Genomic DNA, 26,079 nt, shown 5'->3' with positions numbered 1-26,079 from the left:
TTTATGCGTTTATTGTACAGGAGCAGGGGGAGGAGCGGGCGCTGGTGGATTTTTGTCGGTAACCGGATAAGTCAGTATAGGAACGACCAGGGTATATATTGGCAATATAATCGCTCCGATAGTTTCTGGTTTAAGCTCCCCCCAATTGCCAAACGGTCCTCCGAGAGATAACACCCAGATCAGGTAAGCGATGGCGCTGAGAACGATCTGTTTCTTGTCTTTTACACCAGCCACACGCCAGAGATAAAAAGGAAGAATTGCTCCAATTCCAATAAATATTACCCATTGTAAGATATGTTGCTCAGTACCGCCGTGTACTAATTGTTTGATAATATTAAACACAGCGAGATATACGCTGATAACATCTGCAGGAATTAGTTTGGCAACAATGGTAAGGTAGTCATCGTGTTGACTGCCGGACATTTTTCCGATTTGTCCTGCTGCGAGCGGAGTGATAATTTGTCTTGGCATTACATAGTGTTTTAGGGATGAATAATCTGTAGCTATTTTGAGCTGCTTAAACTGCCCACGTTAAAGGTGACGGCTATAAAGGCGCCTACCTGTGGTACTTTGGTTGTCATATTGGCAATATCAACATTAGCGAATCGGTTGTAACTTTCCCAGTTCTGATACTCACTTTTTAGTTTATCCGCATAGCCAACGGAAATACCTCCATTGATAACGATCCTGCGCAGTAGGTCTGTGCTGGATGTAAAACCGAGGCCGCCACCGACAGAAAGCCTGGATTCAGCCAGGGTGGAGAAGTCGGGTGAAACGCCGATCGTTAACATGGTCTGAACAGCATGCCGGGTTGTTTTGTACCAATGAATGCCGATGATCGGGGAGAACTTAAGTGCCTTATTGCTTTTGTTTTCCGCGAGGATAACCTTAGCGGTATCAGGACCGGTTTGCGCATCTGTGGGGTTTTTTCTGAACTGATAGTCCGCACCATTACCCCAGATGTTAACCCCGATGCCTACACTAAAATCCACTCTGGTACCACCATAGGTTTTAATACGAAACGGAGGGTCAATTTTAACGATCAAATTGCCCTTCTTGTCTTTTAGTTCATCGGAAAATTCGAAATAATCGCCACGGGCCGCACCAATTTTTTTAGGCTGTAGGCTGAATGGTAAGGATAAGACCATGGTGATATTGGCTTGAAGGGCGGAGGCGGAAGCTCCGATTTTGGAATTTGGCGTGTAAATCTTCACCAAATCATCGGCTGTCTTTTTGAAACCGGCTAGTTTTTCGGTGTAATCTTTCCTTTGTTTTTCCGAAATACCTTTCCTGGTATCCTCCAGGAATCTTTCCAGATAACTGACTTCATTATTTACTGTCGAGGCCCCCTTATATATTTCTTTCACGTTTTCCTTCACGAAGCTGGTGAGTTTGTTGATACTATCTAATCCATATTGCTGTGCATGGTTTAAAATGTTGGCGCTTATCTGCTCCTTGTTTGTTAACATTGGGTTCGCCATATTAACCTTTAACACAGAATCAAGTTCAAGGATCCCATTAACTACCATTATTTTCTGTTCAATCTCTTTGAAGGTTTTGTTTATAATGTCTCCATGTTTTTCATATTCTTCTATAAACTTCTTCTCTGCAGCGTTTTGAGCTTTACTCACTTTTCCAGTATCTTTTGATTGGGTCATGATACCCAGTTGTCCTTGTAACTCACTAAGCCCGGTAGAATAATCTCTGTTTATATTTTGAAAAACAGGATTAGACTCAACTGCCCACGGATTTACATTCAGGTATTGAATGTAAATAGCTGCTCCTTCTTTCACATATTCCGGAACCACCAGAATAGGATCGGCAGTGGCATCAAAGATGATAGTCTCCCGGGAGCTTTCTCTTTCATCTGAGGCAGGTTTATTGGTTGTTTTGCGTTCTGAGTGTCCCGCCGCTGGCTTTATCGGATAAATTACCGGCGCACCGGTGTCCGGCCTGGTAAGTGATAATGGTTTTTCCACGAAGGCGGAACGGGGACCATTGATACCTGCATTCGCGGTAGATGTCATTTCAAGGGTAATGAACAAAATAAGGGGTGCCACCAGGGCGTAATACACTCGCATAATTAATAATTAAGATATCTGAATTGAATATAGGGACTCGGCTAACGTATAGGGCTACTTGCAATTACTGGTAAATGATGAGGGGATCTCACCTGTTGTGCAGTTATGCAGACCGTGCTAAAAAATCATTGTATCCACAGGGCTATCGACAGTGTTGGCTTGTAGCGTATATTTAAAGATAAGGAGTGTCTTCGATTTAAAAAATACCCACTAATTGGTATTTTACTGATCCGGTTTTTACATTATTTTATGTTAGTCGGACCTCTTTTCATAGAGGTACTAACAAATTTAACATTCATGTCATATAATTTCATTAATTTCAAACCCTGTTTGTTAGCTTAACCCGGCTTGCCCTAAAACCATTAACCCATGGTAACCCGGGAGCTATACCATATCAAACCGCAATCTATGGCCTTGTACACCGTAACCACTGTATCTATTGAAGATGAGCAGTTCAGACAGTTTCAGTCATTTCGTCTTGAACAAACTATTTCCGGACATCACCATTTTGAATTGAAAATAGGATATGAATGGCTTTCCAAATCGGGTAACCATCCTATTACTGCGGGTAAATCCCTGTTGGGCAAAGAAATCCGAATCGCTATCCAGCCGGTAGAAACCGCCGGAGGGTTCCGTCCTATGTTGTTTAACGGTATTATTACCGCCGTCAGCGCCGGCAAGGAAGACGATGGTACCAACGGCAGCTGCATCTTTAAAGGTAGTGGTCCTTCCGTATTGCTGGATGCGGACCCGCATATCCGTGCTTACGAACAGCAGGACCTGCAAGCGATTGTGAATACCGTGCTGAAAGCCTGTAATCCTTTTGCCAGCCGCCCGGAAGTGAAACCGGCAACCAACCGGTCCCTGAAATACATCGTTCAGTACAAGGAAACAGGGTTTGACTTCCTGCACCGCCTGTCGCAGCGCTATGGGGAATGGTTTTTCTACAATGGCCAGCAACTGATATTCGGACAGTATACGCCCCAAAAAACGACCCTGGTGCACCAGGTAGACCTGATCAATTTCGACCTGGAGCTGCAGATTAAACCCAACAACCAGGCGATGAACGGGTTTGACTACCGTCAGTACCAGGTAGTGGAAGATGCCACCCTGCAAAAGACATCGGGAAAAACAGATGCCTATACAGAACATGCCCAATCATTGAGCGAAAGGCTGTACCATCAGTCTTCATTATATAAAGTACCCTTTGCCTTTACCAGTAATGCCAAAGCGGAACTGGACGACCTCACCCTGCGCCGTAAAAAGGCGCGGATGGCACAGATGGTGCGGGTGAAAGGACGAAGCAAAAACACCGGCCTGCGGTTGGGAGATACGATCGAGATACAGGAAAGTGTGTTGTCTACCGCCAGTCACGGCGAGTTTATGATCACCGCCCTGGAACATCATTGTAATGGTAACGGCGATTATTACAACCTCTTTGAAGGCATCCCGGCATCGGCGGCCGCTCCGGACATGGAGCTGGGGAATGTGCCTTATTGCGAGGCACAGAGCGCCGTGGTAACGGATAATTACGATCCCAAAGGATTGGGCCGTATCCGGGTTCGGTTTAACTGGCAGAAAGGTCAAACCCCGTGGATACGCCTGATGCAGCCGCATGGCGGCGCCGATAAAGGGTTTTATTTTATTCCTGAAATAGGCGAGGAGGTGTGGGTGGATTTTGAAAATGGCAATGCGGAAGCTCCTTTCGCCATTGCAGCGGCTTATAACGGTAACGCCAAAACGGGATACGGCGATGCACAGAACAATATCAAAGTCATCAAAACCCGCAGCGGGCATACCATCCGGCTGGACGATACCAACGGCCAGGAAAGCATTACGATCCTGGACAAAGGCGGTAATATCGTAGTACTGGATACCAACAACCGGAATATCACCATCACGGCCCCGGAGAATATTAAACTCAATGCACGGAATATTATTATGGACGCACGGGAACGGGTAGACGTAAACGCGGGTACGAACATGACCCATGTAGCCGGTATGAATATGAGCCAGATTGCGGGCATGAATATCCTTCACAACGCCGGCGATTCCATGAACCAGTTCTCTGTAAATGATTATAAACTTACGGCTACCAATATCACGAAAATAGCCATGGAAGGGATGGATGTGCAGGCGAAGAAAATCGAGAAAACAGCTGAACAGATTAAAGTGGAGAGCTCCAAAGAAGAAATGACCTTTAATTCCGGCAAATCGGTAGAAGTCAAGAGTGCCGAGAAATCAAAATTGTTCTGATTAACCCACCACCATTTTTAAATTGAAAACCAATGGGAGAGAAAAACGCAGGAAACATCATCCTGATCTCCAAAAAATATACGGAAAACGGGGAAGGCGTACGCTGGAACAGCAGCGCTGAAACCACGCTGAATGCAGCTAAATCCGTAAAAATGCATGGCCAGGAAGAAGGTGTACGCTTCGGTACCTACGAAGCCACCCAAAAGAACACCCTGCTGGTTAAAAAAGTGGAAGGCCCGTTTGATGAAGAAGGCAAGCTGGTCAACGTGATGTATAAGGAAAAATGGTACGTCTTTAAAGCTACACAGTTCAGCCGTAAACCAACGGATAAGGAGCTGCAACAGGTACAGTGGTCCAAACAGCTGGATGACGGCCAGGTGGCGCATATCCACACCGGCGGCACTGTAAAGGATGGTACGGTGGCTATTCAATATAAAATCAATGCCCATACGGTTGTACAACAAACAAAGATATTTGCCTGTTTCCAGCGCCCGGTAAAAACGGTGAGTGTAGCCGCTACCGTTAAAGAAACGGAGCCGGTGATCCTGTTTGTAAACGGCTATTGGAACAAAGACCTGCCCATGGCTGGCGGCGACGCCGGCAAGGAATACTGGGCCAATAAATTTGTGACGGCAGCACAAAAATATTTCAACGCACAGAAAAAACTTTTTATCAACGGAGCCAATACCATGCTGTCTTCCGGTAAACTGCGGTTTAATGAAGGGAAACGTATTGCTACAGACAGGCTCAATAATCCCCAGTCCTCTTTCCACCAGCTTATTTTTAAGGAGAAAGGGGCGGATGATCAGTTCCTTACACCGGTATATGTGGTGTCGCACAGTATGGGCGCCGCTTACGCGGAAGGGATTGTGAGTGTATTAAGGGAACAAGGGGTGAAGGTGAGAAAGGTCGTACATTTTTCCCCGGCAGACGTAAGTGAGTTTTCGGCTACCATCTCCTCCTGTACCTTCCAGATCGATATCAGCATAGACCCGGTGCTGATGTTCAAGAATATGAACGATGGTAACTATATCAAGGGTGTCCAGGCGGCCGGTCAGGTAAAGAACCCTTCCGGCGACGAATACGGGCACATGTATACGAAATCCGAGGCCTACGTGTGGGACTGGCTGGAAGACCTGGAAAGTATCCAGCTGACGCCCGGAGGCGAGGTGACCTTAACGGAGTCGGCCCCCAGCCTGGGCGGCGCTGGCTTCGCTGTTGCAAAAACAAAAAAGAAACTATTTCACGCCACCGGCCTGAAAAAAGGTACCCAATTCAGGCAACTGAAAAAGAAGGATACTATGTATAAGCACTATCAGGGAAATGATTACGTAAATTGGTAACTAATTCAATCTAAAAAAGGAATAATGGCCCTTCGCAAAAAAACAAAAATCTGGATCCTCGTTGCTGCCGTGGTACTGGCCATCATCGGCGTGGTATACTACTATAGTTTTGCTATCGTATTGTGGATATTTACGCCACCTGTGAGCAAGTTAACTGCCGCTGAAAAAAATTATCTCGATTCACTGCGTACCACGTATAACTGTCAGTCCATTTGGCGGGAGCCTAACTACTTCATGAATGATACCGCCAGAAAAACAGAATACGCGATCATCATGACGTTTGCTAAAAGTCCCGCAGGATTGGAAACAGACTCCCTGAAACAGGATAGCCTGAAACAGGAGGCTTTTAAAATTGCGCGTCATGCCTACTGGCAGGTGGTGAATAAAAGCCCCAAGTTCCCGGAATGCGTGGCGTCTTTTTACTACGATGACTCGTTCAGAAGCTATCATTTTACCTTTACCAGGCAGGAACTGGAGGGTAGTTATAATAACCATATCGGTCATTAATGCTGTAAAAAAGTATGGCCTTTTCCTTTTTTAAAAAACCATTGGCAGATAGCCCAACCTGGCAGCTGGTACCAGCGCAGCCTCCCTGTATCCATACCGTCACCATTGTTTTTGAAACAGCTGCACCACAAACGATCCGGTATAATACTACCGTACAGCGGCTTAGCTATCCACGAGATAGCAGTTTGGTGTTTTTCAGTATCACGCGAACGGATATACTGATAAACGGCTCACTGGCAGGGGATTACCTGGCAGGAGACCTGGCCGCCCAATGTGGCAGTGTCATTTATCCTTTACAGGTAAAGCTGGAAAACGGAGGCCGCATTGCTGCCGTACCCAATTACGCCGGCATTCTGCAACGATGGACGGAAAAGAAAGTACAGCTGGAACGTTATTTTACCGGGGAGATGGCAGAAACGTATATCCAGCATACGGATGCTACGCTGCGGGACCCGGAAGCCTTCCGGCAATCGTTGTCCCGCGATCTTTTCCTGGGTATATATTTCCCCCTTTTGTTTGCCAATTATAAAACCCAACGGGAAGTAACCTATCCTGTTATTCCTTTTGCGCCGCCTTTGTCTTTTGATATTCAACAGAACAGAACCCCTTTCGGCAGTGTACCCGATGTGATTGTGCAGAAAGGGGTGCTGTCCGCAGATACGCCGTCACTATACCGTGAAGGACAGCTGGATATCAAATGCACGTTAACCCCCACCCGTCACTACATTCAGCAGTTAGAAGGGAAATGGGCCGTCAGGGAGGCAGATCAACACCATCAAATATCCATCGGCATTGTTTGTATGGAAGAACATGCTGCGATGGGAAAATAAAATTGTTTGTATTTAATCAGGTAGTAAAATGGCTGATAAACATTTTGTAGTACAGGGAGCGGTTTGTCGTTGTAAGTACGGAAGCACGGTCGACAAACTAAAAGTAATAGCTAACGACAAGGACTATATCAATGATAACGCCGGTAATTCCAAAGCAATTGCCAGTACAAAAGATATCGGTAAACCATTTGAAGCCGGTACTTTCGGCAGTTGTTCCATTTCCCGGAGCGCCTGTACCCCCGGCGTAACCGCCTGGAAAGACTTTTACCAGAAAGTAACCCTCACCAATGGCGGAAAAATTCTCACGGAAGAGAGTACTGCGGCTTGTGCTACAGGCGGCGACAGTGCTATTTCCATTGAATACCACGGCCAGGAAGCGGCGGTATCCCAGGCGCATTTTGATAAGGTAGAAGTGGAAAGCCTGTCTGTGCTCAATCCTATGGCAGCTAAACCGGATTCCAAAAAGGAAAAGCCGCAGGTAAAACAGATCAAGGTAAAGGCGGATAAACGTATTCCACCGGAACTGCAAAGTGCTGCGGACAAATCGGCTCCGGTACCGGTATTACGGGTACGGCCCAACGAATCGCTCAAGTTTGAAGTAGTCAGTTATTATAATGCCGCTAAAGCGGATAAAGATAAGGTAGGCTGGAAAGTAACCGGTAACGGTGGTACCCAGGTCTTTGAAGAGACCGGCCCATCGTTCAGCCTTAATTTTGATGAAATTGGCAGTTACCGGGTGATCGCTTTCGGGAAAACCGGTCCCGATGTACAGGACGATACCCGTTGCGCGATCGATGTCTCCGTGGTGAACAATTCCCTGAAAGAAGAGTTTGAAATCGGCGCCGGTATGGGCCGGATCATTCCTGCAATACCGGGCAAGAACGCAAAACCGGAACAGTACCGGGTACGTAGAGGCGTTCCAGTTACCATCGGCGCAAAATATGATATCGCCCCTGCCACTGAGGAAGAGAAAAAACGTGTATCCATGCGGGTGACAGACGCCGCCGGCAACCTGATTGCCGGTCCCACGGAACCAGGTACGGATACCATTACTTTTACCCCCGCGAATAGTGCGGCGACCTATAAGGTGACAGCCATGATGCTGCCGGGAGACACGGAAGGAACATCGCAGGAAGTGAGCAAGGACCTGATATCTGAAGCTAACAGTGTCGTGAGCGTGGCGAATACGGAAGGTACCCATATCATCCGGCCCGGCACTTCAATGAGCTTCAACGTATCTAAGATGTCTTACGCCTCGCCGGCAAAGGACTTTGAGAACGATGCCATTAAATGGCAGCTCAACGGTAAATTGGTAGGTACCGGTTCACAGTTGAAACTGGATGGTCATATCCATTTTATGACACCCGGTAAGTATGTGGTGGAGGCTTATGTGTCTCATGCTGATGCCTGGGATGCAAAAAAGGGTAAGCCCAGTGCCAATGCTGCCAGGTCGGAGGATGACTGGTGTTTTGAGGTGAAACAGAATGAAATTACCGGTCTGCGTGTGAAAGATGGAGATACGCAGTGGGTAGTGGGTAAACAATATACGCTGATAGCGGACCTGCTGATGCCCTATAAACCTGAGCTGGATGGCCCTGTCACCTGGGTGCCCGCCGGCGGCGGCGGCGCTACCCGCGAACATGTGTTCGCGCCGGCAAAAGGTAAGTTCGTGGTATCTGCCACCATGCGCGGTTCCTCCAAAAAACTCGATATCAATGCCGATCTGGCGGAAATAACCCGCTGGTGTTTTACGGATGCTGACAATAAATATAAACCCAAAGCCGGCTGGAACGAAACCCTGAAAGCGGTGATCGTAAGCCCGAAAGCGACAGGGGAAACAGTCAACCTGCATGCGCTGGAATATGACGGCGATGATGATATCAACTACATCAAAGACTTAGGCAACGTTACCTTCGACGCTAAAGGAGAGGCACGGCTGGATGTGAAAACCAACGACCTGAAGGAGAAGTTATCTGCGTTATGGTTCCAGGGGGATTACTACCGGGTTTTCTTCGGTGTGCTGCAAAAGCCTACGGGGGTTCAGTTCCAGGGGACCAAAACAGTCAATTCCGAGGGTAAAAAGTTTTGGTTCCCGGCAAAAGCCAGTCATCTTACAGAAAATGAAAAAGGGAATTTTATTTATATCAGCAAAAAACCGGAAATCGTCAGCGTTTCTTTCTTCGACAGTACAGACTATCCGGCCTATAAGGTATATCCATACGGAGAGAAAATAAAAATCCACATACAAACAAAAAATCTCGCCGGGGAGGAACTGATTTTTCAACTGTGGGAAAACAAGTACAAGGCAGAAGACAAATGTGTACAGCACAGCAAATTCAAAGTGCTGGCGAATGAAACGTTGCCCATTAACCTGGATACCTCCAAACTCAAAACAGGTGTGGCTGCGCAGGATAATGCCCTGCGTAATTTCTATGTAGTGCTGAAATATGAAAAGACCAAAGACGATAAGACGCTGGTAAATTATATGTACCCGGAGAAAATCGCCGATGCCAATGCGTATAATCCGGCGGATATCAACTTTTACCATCATATCAAATTGTCCGCTGCACAGGCAGATAAGTTGAACAACGCTACCAGACCGGTGGCCCCGGCGGTGCTGGGAGAGCCGATGGATAGGGCGGTGACGGAATGTATGTGCCAGAAATATGACCTGGTATGGGGCGCGAAGGTAAGTTGTGCCTTCCGGAAAAGAGTAGTGCAGATGGCGGCTAAACTGGGATTGCCTACTAAAGACAACGAAGGCGCCAACTGGCTGATGACGGTGATGGCGCTGGAAAGCTCCAGGAGCTTCAGTCCTGAATGTGGTACCTTCAAGGACCATAAAGATGACTCCCGCCAGGGGTACGTTGGACTGGTACAAATTGGTAAAGCGGCTGCACTGGACCTGGGCGTAAAACGCTCCGAGCTGATGAAGCTGACAGCGGAGCAACAGCTGGAATGGGTGGAGAAATTCCTGACGAAAAATAAAGCGAAGTACAAATCCAAAACAGACCTCTACCTGGCGATCAACTACCCTGCGGCCTGTGGTCATGGCGATGAGCCCAACTATGTGGTGTACGACAGCAGCAACCCTGCTTATGATGATAACAAGATGTTTAAGCGGGAAAAGGATGAATATTATTTCGACGAAAAAGGGAGAAAAAAATACTATTCCGGTAAAAAGGGTTCATCCAAGGTATGGGAGTTTGAGGAAGCTATCAATGAAATCTATGAAGAAGGGAAAAGCCATAAAGCGTCGGATTTCAGCTGCCAGCAGAAACCCGGCGTGTTCGATGCCAAAGAAATAGTGACTTATCACATTTACGCCGATGGCCGCCTGGAACGCCAGGTGCCCAAAGAGGTGAAAGAAGAGTACAAGAAAAAGTACAAATATGTTTATCACGATAAAAATTCAAAGGAACATATACTGGGAATATTTAACTTTAAAACCATTAATAACAATTACGGCGCTACTTACGGTGGTAAAACGGTGGATCTGATTGATATCCGGGAGTTGAAAGACTATGCCAACGGCGACGTGAAATTTAAATTAACTTTGAACACGGTCCGGTACTTTGTGAATGACAAAACACTGGGCAGCCTGTTGGGTGCGTTGCTGGAATGTGGGTATGAAGATTATACTTTCAATGGCTTCAGTCATGCCAATGGTAGTTCTTCTCCGAGCAAATCCCATAAAAACGGCTACAACGGCGACTTGCGTTATCTGCGGAAAGACAAAGCAATTGATAAAATTGATTTGTTCTCCGCCTCGGAAACAGCAGGCTGGAAAGCGATGGATGTGGACCGGCAGAAAAAATTCAATGATGCGCTGTATAAGTTCGGCTGGAAAAGCATGTTGTCTCAAACCTATAACGGCAACCAGCTCCTGAACCATTGTCAGAATGATGCTGACAATGATCATAATGACCATTTGCATATTCAGCATTACAGTCCCAACTATAAAGAAGTAAAAGAATGAGAAAGTTACTATCGTTATTAATTTTCCTATATGCCTGCAACGGCGCAGTGCAAAATAAAACAGCCACAGACAGCGTAACTGCTGCCAGCAAGCCTGATAGTGGGAAGGCTGTGGCTATACTGCCGCCGGTTACTGTGGAAATCAGCAGTATTACGGGGGAAACATTTAAAAAGTATGAGGCCTCCTATAACAACCCGATCACGCTCGATTCGGCGAAGTTTCCTGTTGTGAATGGAGAATTAAACATTCCTACTGATAAGGGAGGTCCGGTAATACTGAAAAATAATGAAGGCGTGCCGCATGATGAAAACAGGATATCCTTTAAATATGCCGGATATATTGCGTCGCTCAACAGGTACCTGGTTACCGTAAAGGGCTATGAGCAGCGCTATTGCCTGGCTATCGATAAAGCTACCGGTCAAAAAGATACACTGCAGAATGTGCCGCAGGTATCACCGGATAGTAAGTTGCTGATATGCCATCAATACAACCCCTACGAAACCTACGAAAATGTTACGCCGCCTACAGAAGATATCAGTATTTATGCGGTAGAGAATAATGTGATCAGGAAGATTTTCTTTCAGCCTTACCGCTGGTTTGTATCCGGGCTCTACTGGAAAGACAACCATACGGTATACATCAGGAGTACTCAGCCGGTAGACGATGTTAGTAATGTAGATCATGTTCAACTGGAAATTGTAACAGGAACGACCCCACGAAATACCGTGGCCATCAATGATAGCTGGAAAGGTACCTATACTGCGCTGCTGAATGAAAAGGCCGGCGATTCCAGGGACCAGGTAGAGGTGGAGCTAAAGGTAAGCGGTGATTCCACTATCCTGACAGAAAGCGGTTACCAGGTGTATGGTAAATACCTGCTGGCCGCCACCGAAAGGGAAGGTAATTTGTTCTTTACCTTCAAACAGGTGCTGGATGGCGGTAGTGGATTGATAGAAAGAGAAAAACGATTCGGATATCTGTGGAAAGATGAGGAAGGTAAATACCGCCTGACCTGCCCCTATCTGGACGTACAGTCCACCAACGGCGGCCGGGTGGCTTTCCTGTTGAAGAAAAAGTAATCATGATCCCGGCAGGTGGAGGAAAGGAATGAGGTAAATATTCGTTATATTTACTTCATTCCTTTCAATCCAAAATAACTATCTGCTTATGATCCCCCGTAATGCCATCTTCAGAATTTTTCTGCTGTCCGTTTTGTGTGCACCACTCACTGCACCGGCACAGCAACATGATACGATTCAATACGCTCTCATTTTAACAGGAAATATCAAAGGTGAAAAGAAGGTGGTGGAAACATCCCCTGGCGCTTTTGAGTCCTGGTACCATTACAACGACCGCGGCAGAGGCGACAGTGTACACACCATTTACCGGGAGGATAAAGAGGGGTTTCCTACCTATGCGCACATGGAAGGGGTGGATTACTACAAAAAGCCCCTGACAGAAGACTTTTCGCTGACAGATGGTGTGGCGAAATGGAAGAATAAGGCTGAAAACGAAAGCAAGACTGTCTCCGGGAAAGCGTTTTATATACACCTGGATGGAGAAAGCGGCAACCTTATCAAAGCGCTGAAAGCCAATCATAACAAGATTACCTTATTGCCTTCCGGCGAGTGCACGCTGGAAGAAGTGTTACCGTATAAAGCGGGCGACAAGTCCCTGCATTTATGCCGTATTTCCGGTATGAGTATGACACCGGCTTATGTTTGGGTGGATGACCAGGATATTTCCTTTGGTGTCCTGAGCGACTGGTTTTCGGCCATCCGGAAGGGGTACGAAAAATATGTGCCCGAACTACTGGCGGCACAAAAGAAAATTGAGCGGGCCCACGACAGCGAGCTGGCCAAAACAATACCTGAGAAGGTAAACGGTGATATACTGATCCGTGACGTAACACTTTTTGATGCGGAGAAAGCCGCTTTGCTGCCGCATACCGATGTATTGGTCGGTGGAGGTAAAATCAAAGCGGTGTCCGTAGGCAAACCGATCACCGCAAAAGCCGCCAGGATAGTGGATGGCAGCGGGCAAACACTGTTACCCGGTTTCTGGGATATGCATGTCCATATGGGCGACGGCCCCGAAGGCCTTTTGCACCTGGCCGCCGGTGTTACCCATGTACGGGATATGGGTAACGATACGGTATTACTGACATACAGAAAACAGATTGATAACGGGCAACTGATAGGTCCGCACCTGGAGGTGATCAGCGGCCTGATTGACGGTGCTGGTCCTACCGCTGCTCCTACCGGTATGCTGATTAACAATGTGGAAGAAGGTAAAAAATTTGTCCGCTTGTTTGCTGCCAAAGGATACGATCAGATTAAACTTTACAGTACCATTAAACCGGAATGGGTAAAACCTTTGATAGCGGAGGCTAAAAAGTACCATATGCGCGTGTGCGGCCACATACCGGCTTATATGACGGCCACGCAGGCTATTGAAGCCGGCTACAACGAGGTAACGCATATGAATATGTTATTCCTGAATTTCTTTGGAGATACCATTGATACGCGTACGCCCCAACGATTTGCTATTCCTGCCCAAAGGGCGGCTTCCCTGGACCTGAACAGCGCGCCGGTAAAACAATTCATCGCGTTGATGAAACAGCGGCAGATCGCTTCTGATCCTACCCTGGTAGCTTTTGAACCGATGATGACCGGCAGGGACGGGGTATTGGCAGAAAAAAACAAAACGATTATTGATCACTTCCCGGTGCAAATACAACCCAGTATGCGTGCCGGCGGCGGTGGCATACCGGTTCCCCCGGGAATGGATACTACGTATATCCGTTCGTTTGATGCCTTCCTGAAACTTACCAAACTGCTGTATGATAATGGTATCCGTATTGTAGCCGGCACCGACGGTACACCGGGGTTCGATTATCACCGGGAACTGGAGTTGTATGTAAAAGCGGGTATCCCGGCGGAAAAGGTATTGCAGCTGGCTACTTTTGGTACGGCGGAATATACCGGTAAAAGCAAGGACCTGGGTAGTATCCGGGTCGGGAAAAAGGCAGATATGATATTGGTAGCAGGCGATCCGGTGAAAAATATCAGCAACGTACGGCATACGAAGCTGGTCCTCAAAGACGGGGTGATATACGATCCTGCGAAGTTGTACAAAGCGGTTTCTATTCAACCGTTTTAAATAAAGAAGCCGGTCTGAAAGACCGGCTTCTTCGTTATCAGGGCTTCAACATCCACATCACGTCATTCCGGGTATCGGAGCCGCCAAACTGCCGTTTGAGGGCTTCCTGCAGGTTTGCTTTATTATTCTGGTATTCTGACTGCGGGTAGATAAACCGCGTGGGTATCTTACCGCCGTTCTGGTTGGAAGGCCCGATGGAAAACACGGGCACGCCTGTACGACGATAGTTGTAATATGCCTGCCATCCGGCGTTGTTGAAGAAGGCTACATATTTTTGTGTGAGTATCTGTTTCAGCCCGGTATCGTTGTTGCCGGCGTATTGTACGATGGGTTGTGCCAGGAAGGCGGCAATATCCGCATCGGTTACACCATAGAACTTCATGGAGGCGGTAATACCGTCCTGGTAATGCTGTGCCGCATCGCCCCCGATCCAGCCGCGGTTGATGGCTTCCGCGATCAGGAAATGCGTTTCACTGGCGCCCAGCTGGATATCAGGAACACCGGCAGGGCTGCTCAGCCAGTAGCTGATTTTAAAGGTGCTGTATTTACCCTTGTTGATATCGATGTAAATCTGGTCCTGGCGATCGCCGGTATTAGCGCCCTTGTAACGGGCAAATGGATTGCCGGGAACAGCAGGCAGGGAATCGGCGGGAGCGGCTATAATGAATACACGCGGATCACGCAGGGAATCCAGGATATTGATGTAGGTGCTGCCCAGCGCGTTTCTTTTGGCAGACAGTACGCCTACTTCCATAGGATACAGCGGATAGTTGTTGCTTTTCTGCGTGGCGTTGTAGTTCATTTGCAGGTTATCCGCATTGTCCGCTATCAGCGGGTATTTATCCGGGTTGCTGATGATACGGTTAAAACGTCCTTTCAGGTCCAGGGAAGCATCATTTATTTTAATGCTCAGGTTCATCAGCTCGCGCAGATAGCAGGTATTGATCGCTTTTCTCCATTTCAACAGGTTGCCGGCATAGAAGATGTCACCGTCAACGGTAGCCCTGGGATTACGCAGGGAGATGGCTGCAAGGGAGTCGTTGGCTTCCTCCATCCATTTGAAACATTGCAGAAACACATCTTTCTGTGCATCGTAACGAGGGGCGTAAATACCGGCAGCGGCGCCTTTGGTGGCCTCGGACATGGGAATATCCCCCATCTGGGAAGTCATGGAAAGGAAATAGAACGTCCGGATAAACTTATTGATGGCATAGTAGGGCGCTGCCAGCTCCGTTCCCTGTTTGGCTGCTTCAATATCCAGCTGTGCGGAGTTACGCAGACTGCCAAAATAGCTGAGACCATTATTCCAGGTGTAGTCCTGGCTGCCATAGTAGTCGTGGCCCAATACAAGGAACTGGTTGCTCATATGGGTATAATTCCAGGGACTGTTACTCATATCTCCACTGAGGTCACTACCTGAATTGAAGCCACTTTGAGCGGAGCCTTGTCCTCCGATCATATCCATTTCAAGACCTGTCAGCAGCAGTTTGGGCGTGCCTACTACAGACACGTTGGGATTTACCCGCAGGTCGTCAAAGTTTTTACAGCCTGTCATCGCCACGGGTATCAGGCAGGCGGCTAGTATATTTCTGGTTCTACGATTCATGTCTGATGTTTTAGAAAACAAGGTTAATGTTGAAGCCTACGCTGCGGGTGGAAGGCATTTCCAATCCTGCGTTTTGATCTATCCACTGGTCAACGTCTATATCTCTCACGCCTTCATGCGCCAGGTAAAACAGGTTGCGGCCCACTACGGATACACTGGCTCTGTTAACGACTTTCACTCTTTTCAGCAGATCCGCCGGCAGGTTGTAGGTCAGCACTACTTCCCGTACCTTCAGGTAGGAGCGGTCGTACAGGTTGGTGATCGCATTGCCATAGTAGTTTTTGGCCCATGTTTGCCATAACACCGGTGTGGTATTGGGGGCGAACTTGCGGCTGTCGGAAATGACATTGCCATCGCCATCTACCTGAAGGGAACCACTGGTTATCTGCATGCCGTCAGGTACATAGGTACCTTTATAGCCGGCTGTGTTGCGGTTTTGCCAATCGGCTTCGCGGTATTGATTGGCGGAGAGGGGATGGTTACCACCCTGCCACATCTTCTGGTCGAGATAATTGATGATTTTACCACCGTAACGGCCATCTACCTGTACACGCAGGGAGAGGTTTTTATAGGAGAAGGTATTGATGATACTAGCCACCCATTTATCGTTGGCATAACCTACTTTGGAAACATAGGAGTTGGAGCGTGGCTGGCCGTTGGAACCCAATACCAGTTTGCCATCGGGCGTACGCTGGAAGTCCGTCATGAAGATTTGATCCATGCGCTCACCGATTTTTACCCGGTTGTATACGTTCAGGGTATCATATACTTTATTGAGATATTTCTGATAGGTAGACCAGTTCACCAGCACATCCCAGTTAAAGCCGCCTGCAGATCGTATAGGGGACGCATTCAGCGATATTTCCAGGCCTTTGCGCATCGTCACCAGGCCGTTCATCTGCCGGGTTTTGAAGCCGGAGGCTTCGGAGATGGCAGGATAGAAAATCTGCGGGCCATCCAGTGTTTTATATACCGATACATCGAGTCCGATGCGGTTGTCGAGCAAACGGATATCGGTACCTACTTCATAAGACTTACTGAAGGCTGGCTGAATGTTGGGATTGTAGAGAATATCACCGTATACTTCTGCCGGGTTGCCATTCCATCGGCTACCGACAGTGTAGCTGTTGTAGAGGTTGTATTTTGCCGTACCATCATCATTTACCATGTCTCCGCCTACGTTGGCATAGGAGGCACGCAGTTTCCAGAAGGATATGGCTTCAGGAAGATGCAGGATGTCTGACATCACCGCACTCAAAGAGACAGAGGGATAAAAATAGGCGTTTTTATTGGCGGGTAAGGTGCTGGACTGGTCCATGCGGCCGGTCATTCCCAAAAAGAGATAATCCCGGAAGGAGAAGTCTGCTGAAGCATACGCACTTTTTACCTGGCGGTTGTTTTTGGTGGAAGTTGCGCCCGGCGGATCTACGCTGTTATCCACGGTCCACAGCTGGGGCAGCAATAAACCATTATTGGTATGTGCATAAAGGCGGCTGTATTTCACTGTCCGCAGGTTGCCTCCGGCGGATGCCTTTACATCAAAAGATTTACCGATTTTATGGTTGTAGCTCAGTAATACATCGGTGTTATTGTCCCAATAGGTTTCGCCCGACTGGTTATAGCCACCTTTAATGAAGTAGCCGCCATCACCGGAACGATAGGAACCGGAGATCGGGTAGCGTTTACTTTCGGAGAGGTCATACGAACTAACGTTGGTGCGGAAGTAGCCGCTCCAGTGATCATCAAAAACGTAATTGAGTTTGATATGTCCGTACAGGTCATTTTTGTAGTAACCGTGCAGGGCTTCGTAGGCGGTCAGATAAGGGTTGGTATACTGGTAAGATTCAAAGTTACGTTGTTGTATCCCTTCTTTACCGGGCATCCAGTAGTTTTTGAGATCGCGGATATCATAGTCGGCGCCACTCCACAGCATCAGTGTGTAAATAGGGCTGGACGGCTGATAAGTAGCGTCCGGATAGTTGGGGGTATACTGTTTATCGTAGTTGATAGCAGTAGACAACGTCATTTTTTTGTTGACATTCAGCGTACCGGAGAAATTGACGTTGGTGCCGCCCAGTTTGGTATTGGGTACCGCGCCTTTCTGATAGAGCTGTGTTACCGACATCCGCATATTACCTTTGTCGTTGTTGGCGGAGATAGCAATGTTGTTGGATGACAGTAAACCATTGCGCAGGAAATTGCGCAGGTTGTCATGTCCGCGGCTTAACCAGGGTATAGGCACTAATTTGCCGGTTTGCGGATCTACCGGGCTGTTATACTGCGTGATGAGTTGCCCTTCAAATTTAGGCCCCCAGATATCGTAATCTGCATCATTGGTACCGCCTCCCATGCCATCCACGTATTCATACTGGAAGTTGGAACCCGGACCATATTGTTCCTGTTTGGTGGGGATAGCGAGGAAGCCCATCTGGAACTGGGTACTGGAGTTGAGTTCTACGGAGATACCTCTTTTATCGGTAGTACCTTTTTTAGTGGTAATGAGGATAGCGCCGTTTTGTCCCTGTGAGCCATAAAGTGCCGCTGCATTAGGACCTTTCAGTACGCTGTAGGATTCAATATCGTCTGCGCTGAGGTTCCAGGAGTCGGAGTTGATAGGTACACCATCGACTACGATCAGTGGTTTTACGCCCCGGAGATAGATACCCGGGTTTTGAAACAGGCGGGTAGGGGTGGTGATCACCAGACCGGACACCTTGCCGGCGAGGGAGTTGACGGCATTGGGTTCGCGGGCTTTGACGGCTGTTTCACCTTTTACTTCCTGTACAGCATAACCGAGGGCTTTTTTCTCTTTCCTGATACCAAGGGCGGTCACTACTACTTCATCCAGCTTTTTCTGATCGGTCTGCAACTGCACATGTATGGTAGCGCTGCCTTTCACCGGCACTTCGCGGGGTTCGTAACCGATAAAGCTGATGACCAATACCGCGTTTTTATCGGTAACGGCTAAACGGAAACGGCCGTTTTCATCGGTGCTGGTACCGTTGTGTGTGCCTTTTTCCAGCACGGTCACACCGGGCAATCCATTGATACCGTCGGTAACATTACCGGTGATTACGAATTTTTCCTGGGCAGTACCAGTATTATTACTACTGGTGTTAGCAGGTTTGGAATTGTGAAGGGAGATAATTACCTGGTCACCTTTAACGGTGTAGGAGAATTTGTCGGCCGGAAACAGTTTAGGTAATACTTCCGAAAGCGGTTGTGCATCGATGTTAAGGCTGATTTCCCGTGGCGGTAGCGTGCTGACATCATAGGCAAAAGACAGACGGGTTTGTTTCTCAATCTGTGAGATCACGTCTCTCATACTGGCCCTGGTCATATGCAGCGACACTTTTGGATTGTTGGTATCGTCCTGCCAGGAAGCAGCGCCGGCATAAACCAGGTTATGCCATGTCAACAGGGAGCCCGTTATTAACAGGCAAAGGAGTTTCCTGCCCCCGCGGTGGCGCGGTTGCATGCGTAATAGCACTCTTTTCATTAGAGCTGGTTTTTTAGTGAATAAGATCTCCTGGCGCTTTTGGAAGCACCCGTGGAGACGGCCAGGAATACAGTTTTAATTTAAATGGTTGTTCTTCTTTTTGTTGTTTGCACCAGCGCGTAGAATTGTTCACTGTTCATCGCTATGGCATTTTTTGGTTGATGTTTTTACTGTTTTACGGATGAAATTCAAGTGTTTTATTTTTCTGTGTAATGTTGACGTTTAAGGCTTTTCCGATTATATCCAGCACTTCGTCCAGCGATTTGTTGTTGAACGTGGCCTGTAATACTTTGTGTGATACGACACTGTCCGTTACCACTACATCCAGCTGGTAGTAATTGGCCAGTACTACGGCTACCTGGCTGAGCGGCATCTGGTTAAACACCAGGCGGTTGGTTTTCCAGGCCAATACATTTTCAGGGGAAGTGGTTACCGGTCTGATATCCGGTGATTTCTCCGATGAGGTGACCTGTGCGCCGGCCTGTAGTACCATACTGCTGCCATGTTTGTTTTCAGCCTTTACACGGCCGCTGGTCACGAAAATATCCACCTGTCCGTTGGCGGAGCGATGTACGTTAAAGGCTGTTCCCAGCACTTTAATATCCACGTCTGCGGCATGTACGGTAAACGGATTGTTTTCCTGTTGTGCCACTTCAAAATAGGCTTCTCCGCTTTGGAGCGATACTTCCCTGCTGCCATGGCCATAGTTGCGTGCATAATACACTACGGTGTGTGCATTCAGAAATATCCGGGAGCCATCGGGCAGCAGTATGCTGTCTTTGGTATCGCCGGTGGCAATGCTTGTCCCACTGTTATGTTGCCACCAGTTATACGATAACAATCCTATCACCACAATAGCAGCGGCACGGATTAACAAACGACGGATGCGAAAGCGGGAGGGGGCAGGGGTATCCTGCATCTCCTGCTGTAGTTGTTGCCATCCATGCGCGGACATCTCCGTTACGGTGTTTTCTACCGCAGGAGTAAGGTGCAGCGCTTCGGCGGCGTGTATGGTTTCCCGTAGTTCGGGATGCTCGCCCATCAGGGCCTGCAATTCCTTCTCTTCCGCTTCAGAGGCTTCTCCGGACAGTTTCCGGGCCACTATTTCCCAAATATTTTCAGGCAACATATCCTTGGTTCTGATAGTTCTGTCTAAAGATGCCTCTCTGTATAAGGCAACCTGTTTATGCAAAAACCCCTAAAAGGGGATGAAAAATATTTTTTTAGCTGTTGGGAGATGCCGTCATCTCCTGCAACTGCTGGTGTAGTTTTTTGATAGCAATGGCCATCTGGGCTTCCACTGTTTTAATGGAAATATCCAGGATATCGGCCACCTCCTTGTATTTCAACCCATCTTCCCGGATTAGTTTGAAGACAAGGCGGCAACGCCCCGGCAGGGTGTTAATAGCCTGTTCTATCTTTTTCACGGTTTCGGAAGAAATGTGCAGTTGCTCAGGAGAAGGGGAAAACTGCAACAGGTCGGACTGGAGATCATCCAGCGGATCGATACTGTTGCGTGCATTTTTTTTCAGATAGTTGTATGCGGTGTTCCGGGTAGCGGTGTAGAGGTATACGCTCACTTTTTCAACTACAGGCAGGGTATGTCTGTTTTTCCAGGTCCACAGCATCACATCGTTGACCACTTCTTCTGCGGGCTCTCTGGCGCCCAACAGCGTGCTGGCAAAGTGAAAAAGCCGGCTGGCATAATGATGATAAAAACTGGCAAAGGCATACTGATCACCCCCGGTCCTCATCTTCTCCCATAACTCTTTCCCCTGGTCATCCGGGAAATCACGATTTGATTTTGGCATCTGGAAATCCATTTCACGTAGCCAAAATAGGGATTTTAGTTTAGAGGCGCAGCTTTTTTGATAAATGGGATCACAAAAGGGAAGCGATCAATCCAACAAAAGCCCGGAGCAAACGCTCCGGGCTTTTGTTGGATTGAATCAGGTGACGGGTTTTTAATACCCGTCGTTGTTGGGCGCGAGGTTAGGGTTTTTCTGAATTTCAATGGCGGGTATGGGGTACCGCACATGGAAATCCTGGATATTGGTGGCAATATAGGTGTCTTCCGTGGCGGCGGCTGTTTTAACGGCCGATACCAGCTTACCCCACCGGATCAGGTCCAGCCGGCGCTGGCCTTCTCCATAAAATTCTACGGCACGCTCTCTGAACAGGTAATCACGCATACCGGATGCGCTTAGCGGCGCGGTAAATACGCCTGTGGCGCCAAAGGCGCGTTTGCGTACTTCGTTCACAGCCGAGAGGGCTTTGTCTGCATCCCCGTTTTCGTTGGCCGCTTCGGCCAGCATCAGCAGTACATCGGCATAACGGAAAACATACATGTCCAATCCGCCGTCGTTGTCCTGGCTGGTATTGAGCCGCCAGAACTTAGGTCCGCTCCAGGCTTTGATCTGTTCTACCGGATCTATCAGGAAAGGCTGGTTGTTATAGCTGGTGGCGATAATGGAAGCACGGCGTTTGTCGTTGGCTTCGATGGTGTTTACAAAAGTGGTGTACGGAATATAGGTGCCATACCAGGAACGGCCTGCAAACGGACTTACGCCCACCTGCTTCTGTGGCTGGTACCAGGCGGAATGGTCATGACCGTTCAGCACCGGTTCAAAGTCTACTTCAAAAATAATTTCAGGGCCAAATTCATTGGTCTCGGTAAAAATATCGGCATAGTTGGCTTGTAATACATATGTCTTACTATCTACAATGTCCTGCGCTTTTTTCTGCGCAAGGTCCCACTTCTTTTGCCAGAGATAAACTTTGGTCAGCAATGTTTGTGCGGCGCCTTTGGTAGCACGGCCTGCATCGGCGCCGGTGAATTTGGCGGGTAGTTTACTTTCTGCATCAAGTAATGCAGCTACCAGTTTCTCCCGGATATCGGCAGCGGATACACGGGGCAGGCTTTGGGTAGCTTCGATGGCGTAATTGGTTTCGTCGTAATATACTACATCCCCAAAGAGGCCGGTGAGATAGTAATAGTACAATGAGCGGAGGAACTCCGTTTCGCCGATTACCCGGTCTTTGATGTTTTTGCTCACTCCCGGCGCTTTACTCACTTTGTCTATTACCAGGTTGGCGTTGCTGATACCGCGGTACATGGTCGTCCAGATAGCGGAAGTATAACCGGGATTAAAGGAGGTCAACTGATAGGTAGGCACCGGATCATTCACCCAGATACGGCCCCGGATCACATCGGTGCCTTCATCGAGCGCACGCCACAAGCTGCTTTTGAAAGCGCCGGAGGTGCCCAGCCACGAATACACGCCGTTCACACCGAGGATGGCTTCTGCATCATTGGAATAAAAAGTATTGGTACCGATGGCGCTCTTCGGATTTTCTACCAGCTGCTTCCCGCAGGAGGAAGCCAGTAACAAGCCCGCGCTGAGAAGTATATATAGCTTTTTCATGTTGTTGTACTGATTTCAGAGAGATTAAAGATCTATTTTGATGCCTGCCACATAGGTCCTGCTTTGTGGATAATTGGTGGCGTCAAATCCACGTACGGTCGAACTTCTGCCGTAGGCATTGGTTTCCGGGTCATAATACGGATAAGAGGTAATCAGGAACAGGTTGGATGCGGAAAGGTATACATTGATGTTCTGGAACCAGCGGGCACGCAATGTTTTAGCCGGAATATTATACCCCAGCGTGAGTGATTTCAGCCGGATAAAAGAACCGTCATATATCCAGCGGGTGTTGGGAATATAATCCCGGGAGAAAGCGGGGATGTCTGAATTCGGGTTCTGTGGAGACCACCGGTTGACCAGCGTTTTATACTGGTTGGAGAGCAGGTCTCCGGAGTTGTAGAAGGCGTCCGCGATGTTCATGATCTGGTTACCCTCGGAGTAAGAGATATAGAAGTTGAGCGTAAACTGTTTGTAGGTAAGGTTGTTGGCCATACCGCCAAAGATGCGCGGGTTGGCATCACCGATTACGTGGTAGTCATCCACACTGAGTTTACCATCGCCGTTACGGTCCACGTATAACGCTTCACCCAGTCTGGGTACGGCATTAGGCGATACGGCGCCGGGTATTTTGTCGAGTGTTTTACGGGTACCATAGTAGTCCGCTCCCCAGAAGGTACCTACCGGATCGTTGAGGGTAAGGCGGCTTACATTACCCGCATAGCTGACGTTCTGCGTAAGGATATAATCTACTCCGCCGAGGTCCACTACTTTGTTTTTATTATGAGCGATGTTAAAGGAAGTGCTCCATTTAAAGTTTTTTCTGTCGATGTTAACGGTGTTGACCATCAACTCTATCCCACTGTTACGGATAGCGCCGATATTGGTGCGGATGCTGGAATAGCCGGTTTGCTCCGGTAACTGTTTATTGTTGAGCAGGTCGTTGGTACGTTTCGTATATACGTCGGCTTCAATGGTGAGTCGGTTGTTAAAGAACCCTGCTTCGATGCCGAGGTCATACTGACCGGTCGTTTCCCAGCGAAGATCAGCATTGCCATAATTGCCCTGCACATAGCCCAGCGTGTTGCTATTGCTGCCGAGGATGTACCGGGAACCGGTGAGGGTGGGCAGCGAGCCATAAGGTGCAATTGCCTGGCTGCCTACTTTACCGTAGGAAGCGCGCAGTTTCAGATTGGAAAATACGTTCAGGTTTTTAATGAACGGTTCTTCGATAGCCCGCCATGCCAGCGCCACTGCGGGGAAAAAGGCGTATTTGTTATTGGCGGCGAAACGGGAAGAGCCATCCACTCTGCCGGTAAGCGTCAACAGGTAACGGTCTTTGAAGCCATAGTTGACGCGGCCCAGGTAAGATACGATCGCAAATTGCGAATACGAGGAGCCGATGTAAAATGTGCTTTGATCGGTGCCATTCAGGTTGTTGTATTCCATCCCGTCTGTCGGGTATTTGGAGCCGGAGGCTTTTACATATTCGGTGTTGGCAGTCTGGAAGGTCATACCGGCTACTGCATCGATACGATGGTTTTTCCGGATGGTTTGATTGTAGGATACTGTGTTTTCCAGCAGGTACATCATATCCTGTGTGGTGGCTACACTGGCCACACCACCGTTATTATTGGCTTTAGCGACCGGCATCTGGCCGGAGGAGTAGGAATTGTTTTTGGTGAAGTTAAGTTCTGTACCAAAAGAGGTTTTAAATGTCAGGCCTTTGATGGGTTTATAGTTGATGGTCACATTACCCAGCAGGTTATTCCTGCGGATAGGATTGGAACTAAAGGTAGCCTGTGCCAACGGGTGATTGAGGTTACCGGAGCTGTATTCTCTTTTTAAGGCAAAGGTACCATCGTCTTTATACACCGGCATACTGGGTGCTACGCCCAGTGCAGAGGAGTAGTAGTCGAGGCCGCCGAGGGATACGGGATTGTTTTGGGTAAGACCGCTACCGGCGTTGAGCGTGGTATTTACCTGTACTTTGGAAGAGATGTTTCTCGTATAATTCAACCGGAACTGGTAACGTTTGAAGCCGGAGTTGAGGATAATGCCTTCCTGGTCGGCATAGTTGCCGGAAATCATATAGGTGGATTTGGCATCTCCGCCGGAAGCCTGGGCGGTGACGCTGTTCTGCCTGGCTGCCCGGGTAATTTCTTTCTGCCAGTTGGTGTTGGGTACGTTATTCACATCGGGATAAAAAGCCGGCTTTCCTTGTGATGCCAGCTGATCGTTGACCATCTGGGCATACTCCGGTCCGCTCATCATATCAATAAATTTCGGCAGTTCCTGGTAACCGGAATTAACGTTGACGGATACACGATCCCTGCCTGTTTTCCCTTTTTTAGTGGTGATGAGGATCACGCCGTTGGAGCCACGGGCGCCATAGATAGCGGTAGAAGAAGCATCTTTCAATACATCGATGGACGCGATGTCTTCAGGATTGAGCAGGTTGAGGTTAAACTCATCACCGGCAGCAATGATACCGTCTACAACATACAACGGTTCATTACTGGCGCTGAGGGAGTTGCCGCCACGGATACGGATACTGGTACCATCGCCGGGCTGACCGCTGATAGAAGTCACCTGCATACCGGGTGCTTTGCCCTGCAGCATTTGATCGAGTGTGAGGATAGGCACGTTTTCAAAAGTCTCGCCTTTGATGGTAGCTACGGAACCGGTGAGGTCTTTTTTGGCTACCTGGCCATAGCCTACTACGATCACTTCATCCAGACCGGTAGGTTTTTCTTTCAGTACCACGGTGAAGCCATCCTGGCCGCTGTAAGGGATTTCTTGGGTTACGTACCCTACGTAGGATACCACCAATACCGCATTGTTGCCGGCATTTTTAAAGGTGAACTCCCCGTTGGCATTGGTAGAAGTGACGTCTGTACTGCCTTTGATGCGGACGATGGCGCCGGGAAGACCGATGCCTTTTTCATCGGTAACGCGGCCTTTTACCTGTAGCAGGTTGAGTGGGTTGAAGGGCGCCGCTGGTTTAGCGGTTACCACAATCACGTTGTCCACGATGCTGTAGGTGAGCGGCTGGTCCCTGAAACATTCGTCGAGTACCTGTTGCAGGGTGGCTGCTTTCACCTGTATGCTGACAGGCCGGGTTGGGTGAAGACTGGTATTCTCGAACCAGAAAAGGTAGCGGCTCTGTTGTTCTATCTTCTTAAAAACACGCTCCAGTGGTACGTTCTGCTCAGACAACGTGAGTTGCTGGGCATATCCGGCAGCACTTACCTGCAGGCAGGCCACGAAGAGTAAAAATACCGTCAGTTTCATGATCATCAGGATTTTGCAATGCTTCTTCCATTGTCCTTTTGGAGGAACATAAAGCGTAGAAAATTTCATACTTTTGAAAAGTTTGAGTGAAGTGTTTAAT

15 protein-coding genes are annotated in these 26,079 nt (G+C 48.3%); 7 read left to right on the top strand and 8 right to left on the bottom strand.

Annotated features, from left to right (window positions below):
- Positions 1 to 9 precede the first annotated feature (9 nt).
- Together ICL07_RS07805 and ICL07_RS07800 are read right to left on the bottom strand one after the other, a co-directional pair.
- Positions 10 to 471 carry a hypothetical protein gene (locus ICL07_RS07805; RefSeq protein ID WP_188087359.1) on the bottom strand — a complete coding sequence of 154 codons (462 nt, stop codon included), beginning with the start codon at positions 469 to 471 and terminating at the stop codon, positions 10 to 12.
- Between the two features lie 32 nt (positions 472 to 503).
- On the bottom strand, positions 504 to 2,081 hold the full coding sequence (locus ICL07_RS07800) for a hypothetical protein (protein WP_188087358.1): 1,578 nt from the start codon (positions 2,079 to 2,081) through the stop codon (positions 504 to 506).
- A 408-nt stretch (positions 2,082 to 2,489) separates the two neighbouring features.
- Between ICL07_RS07800 and ICL07_RS07795 the strand changes: the two genes are divergently transcribed.
- The 7 genes from ICL07_RS07795 (at position 2,490) to ICL07_RS07765 (ending at position 14,158) form a co-directional block, all read left to right on the top strand.
- Complete coding sequence (locus ICL07_RS07795; RefSeq protein ID WP_223151772.1) at positions 2,490 to 4,337, top strand: type VI secretion system Vgr family protein; 1,848 nt, start codon at positions 2,490 to 2,492, stop codon at positions 4,335 to 4,337.
- A 32-nt stretch (positions 4,338 to 4,369) separates the two neighbouring features.
- Positions 4,370 to 5,680, top strand: a complete 1,311-nt coding sequence (locus ICL07_RS07790; protein WP_188087356.1) for a hypothetical protein — start codon at positions 4,370 to 4,372, stop codon at positions 5,678 to 5,680.
- A gap of 24 nt (positions 5,681 to 5,704) precedes the next feature.
- Positions 5,705 to 6,187 (top strand): hypothetical protein, encoded by a 483-nt coding sequence (locus ICL07_RS07785; RefSeq protein ID WP_188087355.1) that lies wholly within the window; start codon positions 5,705 to 5,707, stop codon positions 6,185 to 6,187.
- A 14-nt stretch (positions 6,188 to 6,201) separates the two neighbouring features.
- The gene (locus ICL07_RS07780) at positions 6,202 to 7,017 is read left to right on the top strand and encodes a hypothetical protein (RefSeq protein WP_188087354.1); all 816 of its coding nucleotides are present in this window, start codon (positions 6,202 to 6,204) and stop codon (positions 7,015 to 7,017) included.
- A gap of 28 nt (positions 7,018 to 7,045) precedes the next feature.
- A complete protein-coding gene (locus tag ICL07_RS07775) occupies positions 7,046 to 10,996 on the top strand; it encodes a DUF4280 domain-containing protein (RefSeq protein WP_188087353.1) in 3,951 nt (1,316 codons plus the stop codon).
- A complete protein-coding gene (locus ICL07_RS07770) occupies positions 10,993 to 12,075 on the top strand; it encodes a hypothetical protein (protein ID WP_188087352.1) in 1,083 nt (360 codons plus the stop codon). Before ICL07_RS07775 ends, ICL07_RS07770 begins: the two co-directional genes overlap by 4 nt.
- Before the next feature lie 88 nt (positions 12,076 to 12,163).
- Positions 12,164 to 14,158, top strand: coding sequence for an amidohydrolase family protein (locus tag ICL07_RS07765; protein WP_188087351.1), 1,995 nt, complete (start codon positions 12,164 to 12,166; stop codon positions 14,156 to 14,158).
- Positions 14,159 to 14,195: 37 nt separating this feature from the next.
- On the opposite strand, the gene ICL07_RS07760 is transcribed toward ICL07_RS07765, so the two are convergent.
- The 6 genes from ICL07_RS07760 to ICL07_RS07735 form a co-directional block, all read right to left on the bottom strand.
- On the bottom strand, positions 14,196 to 15,764 hold the full coding sequence (locus tag ICL07_RS07760; RefSeq protein ID WP_188087350.1) for a SusD/RagB family nutrient-binding outer membrane lipoprotein: 1,569 nt from the start codon (positions 15,762 to 15,764) through the stop codon (positions 14,196 to 14,198).
- Between the two features lie 10 nt (positions 15,765 to 15,774).
- Entirely contained in the window at positions 15,775 to 19,263 is a 3,489-nt protein-coding gene (locus tag ICL07_RS07755; protein WP_188087349.1) for a SusC/RagA family TonB-linked outer membrane protein, read from the bottom strand.
- Between the two features lie 175 nt (positions 19,264 to 19,438).
- A complete protein-coding gene (locus ICL07_RS07750; RefSeq protein WP_188087348.1) occupies positions 19,439 to 20,392 on the bottom strand; it encodes a FecR family protein in 954 nt (317 codons plus the stop codon).
- Positions 20,393 to 20,486: 94 nt separating this feature from the next.
- Entirely contained in the window at positions 20,487 to 21,074 is a 588-nt protein-coding gene (locus ICL07_RS07745; protein ID WP_188087347.1) for an RNA polymerase sigma-70 factor, read from the bottom strand.
- A 153-nt stretch (positions 21,075 to 21,227) separates the two neighbouring features.
- A complete protein-coding gene (locus ICL07_RS07740; protein ID WP_188087346.1) occupies positions 21,228 to 22,688 on the bottom strand; it encodes a RagB/SusD family nutrient uptake outer membrane protein in 1,461 nt (486 codons plus the stop codon).
- Positions 22,689 to 22,712: 24 nt separating this feature from the next.
- Positions 22,713 to 26,048 (bottom strand): TonB-dependent receptor, encoded by a 3,336-nt coding sequence (locus ICL07_RS07735; protein WP_188087345.1) that lies wholly within the window; start codon positions 26,046 to 26,048, stop codon positions 22,713 to 22,715.
- Between the last annotated feature and the right edge of the window lie 31 nt (positions 26,049 to 26,079).

It is taken from the genome of Chitinophaga qingshengii, from assembly GCF_014529935.1.
Classification (GTDB): domain Bacteria; phylum Bacteroidota; class Bacteroidia; order Chitinophagales; family Chitinophagaceae; genus Chitinophaga; species Chitinophaga qingshengii.
This window is presented reverse-complemented; position numbering and strand designations above follow the sequence as displayed.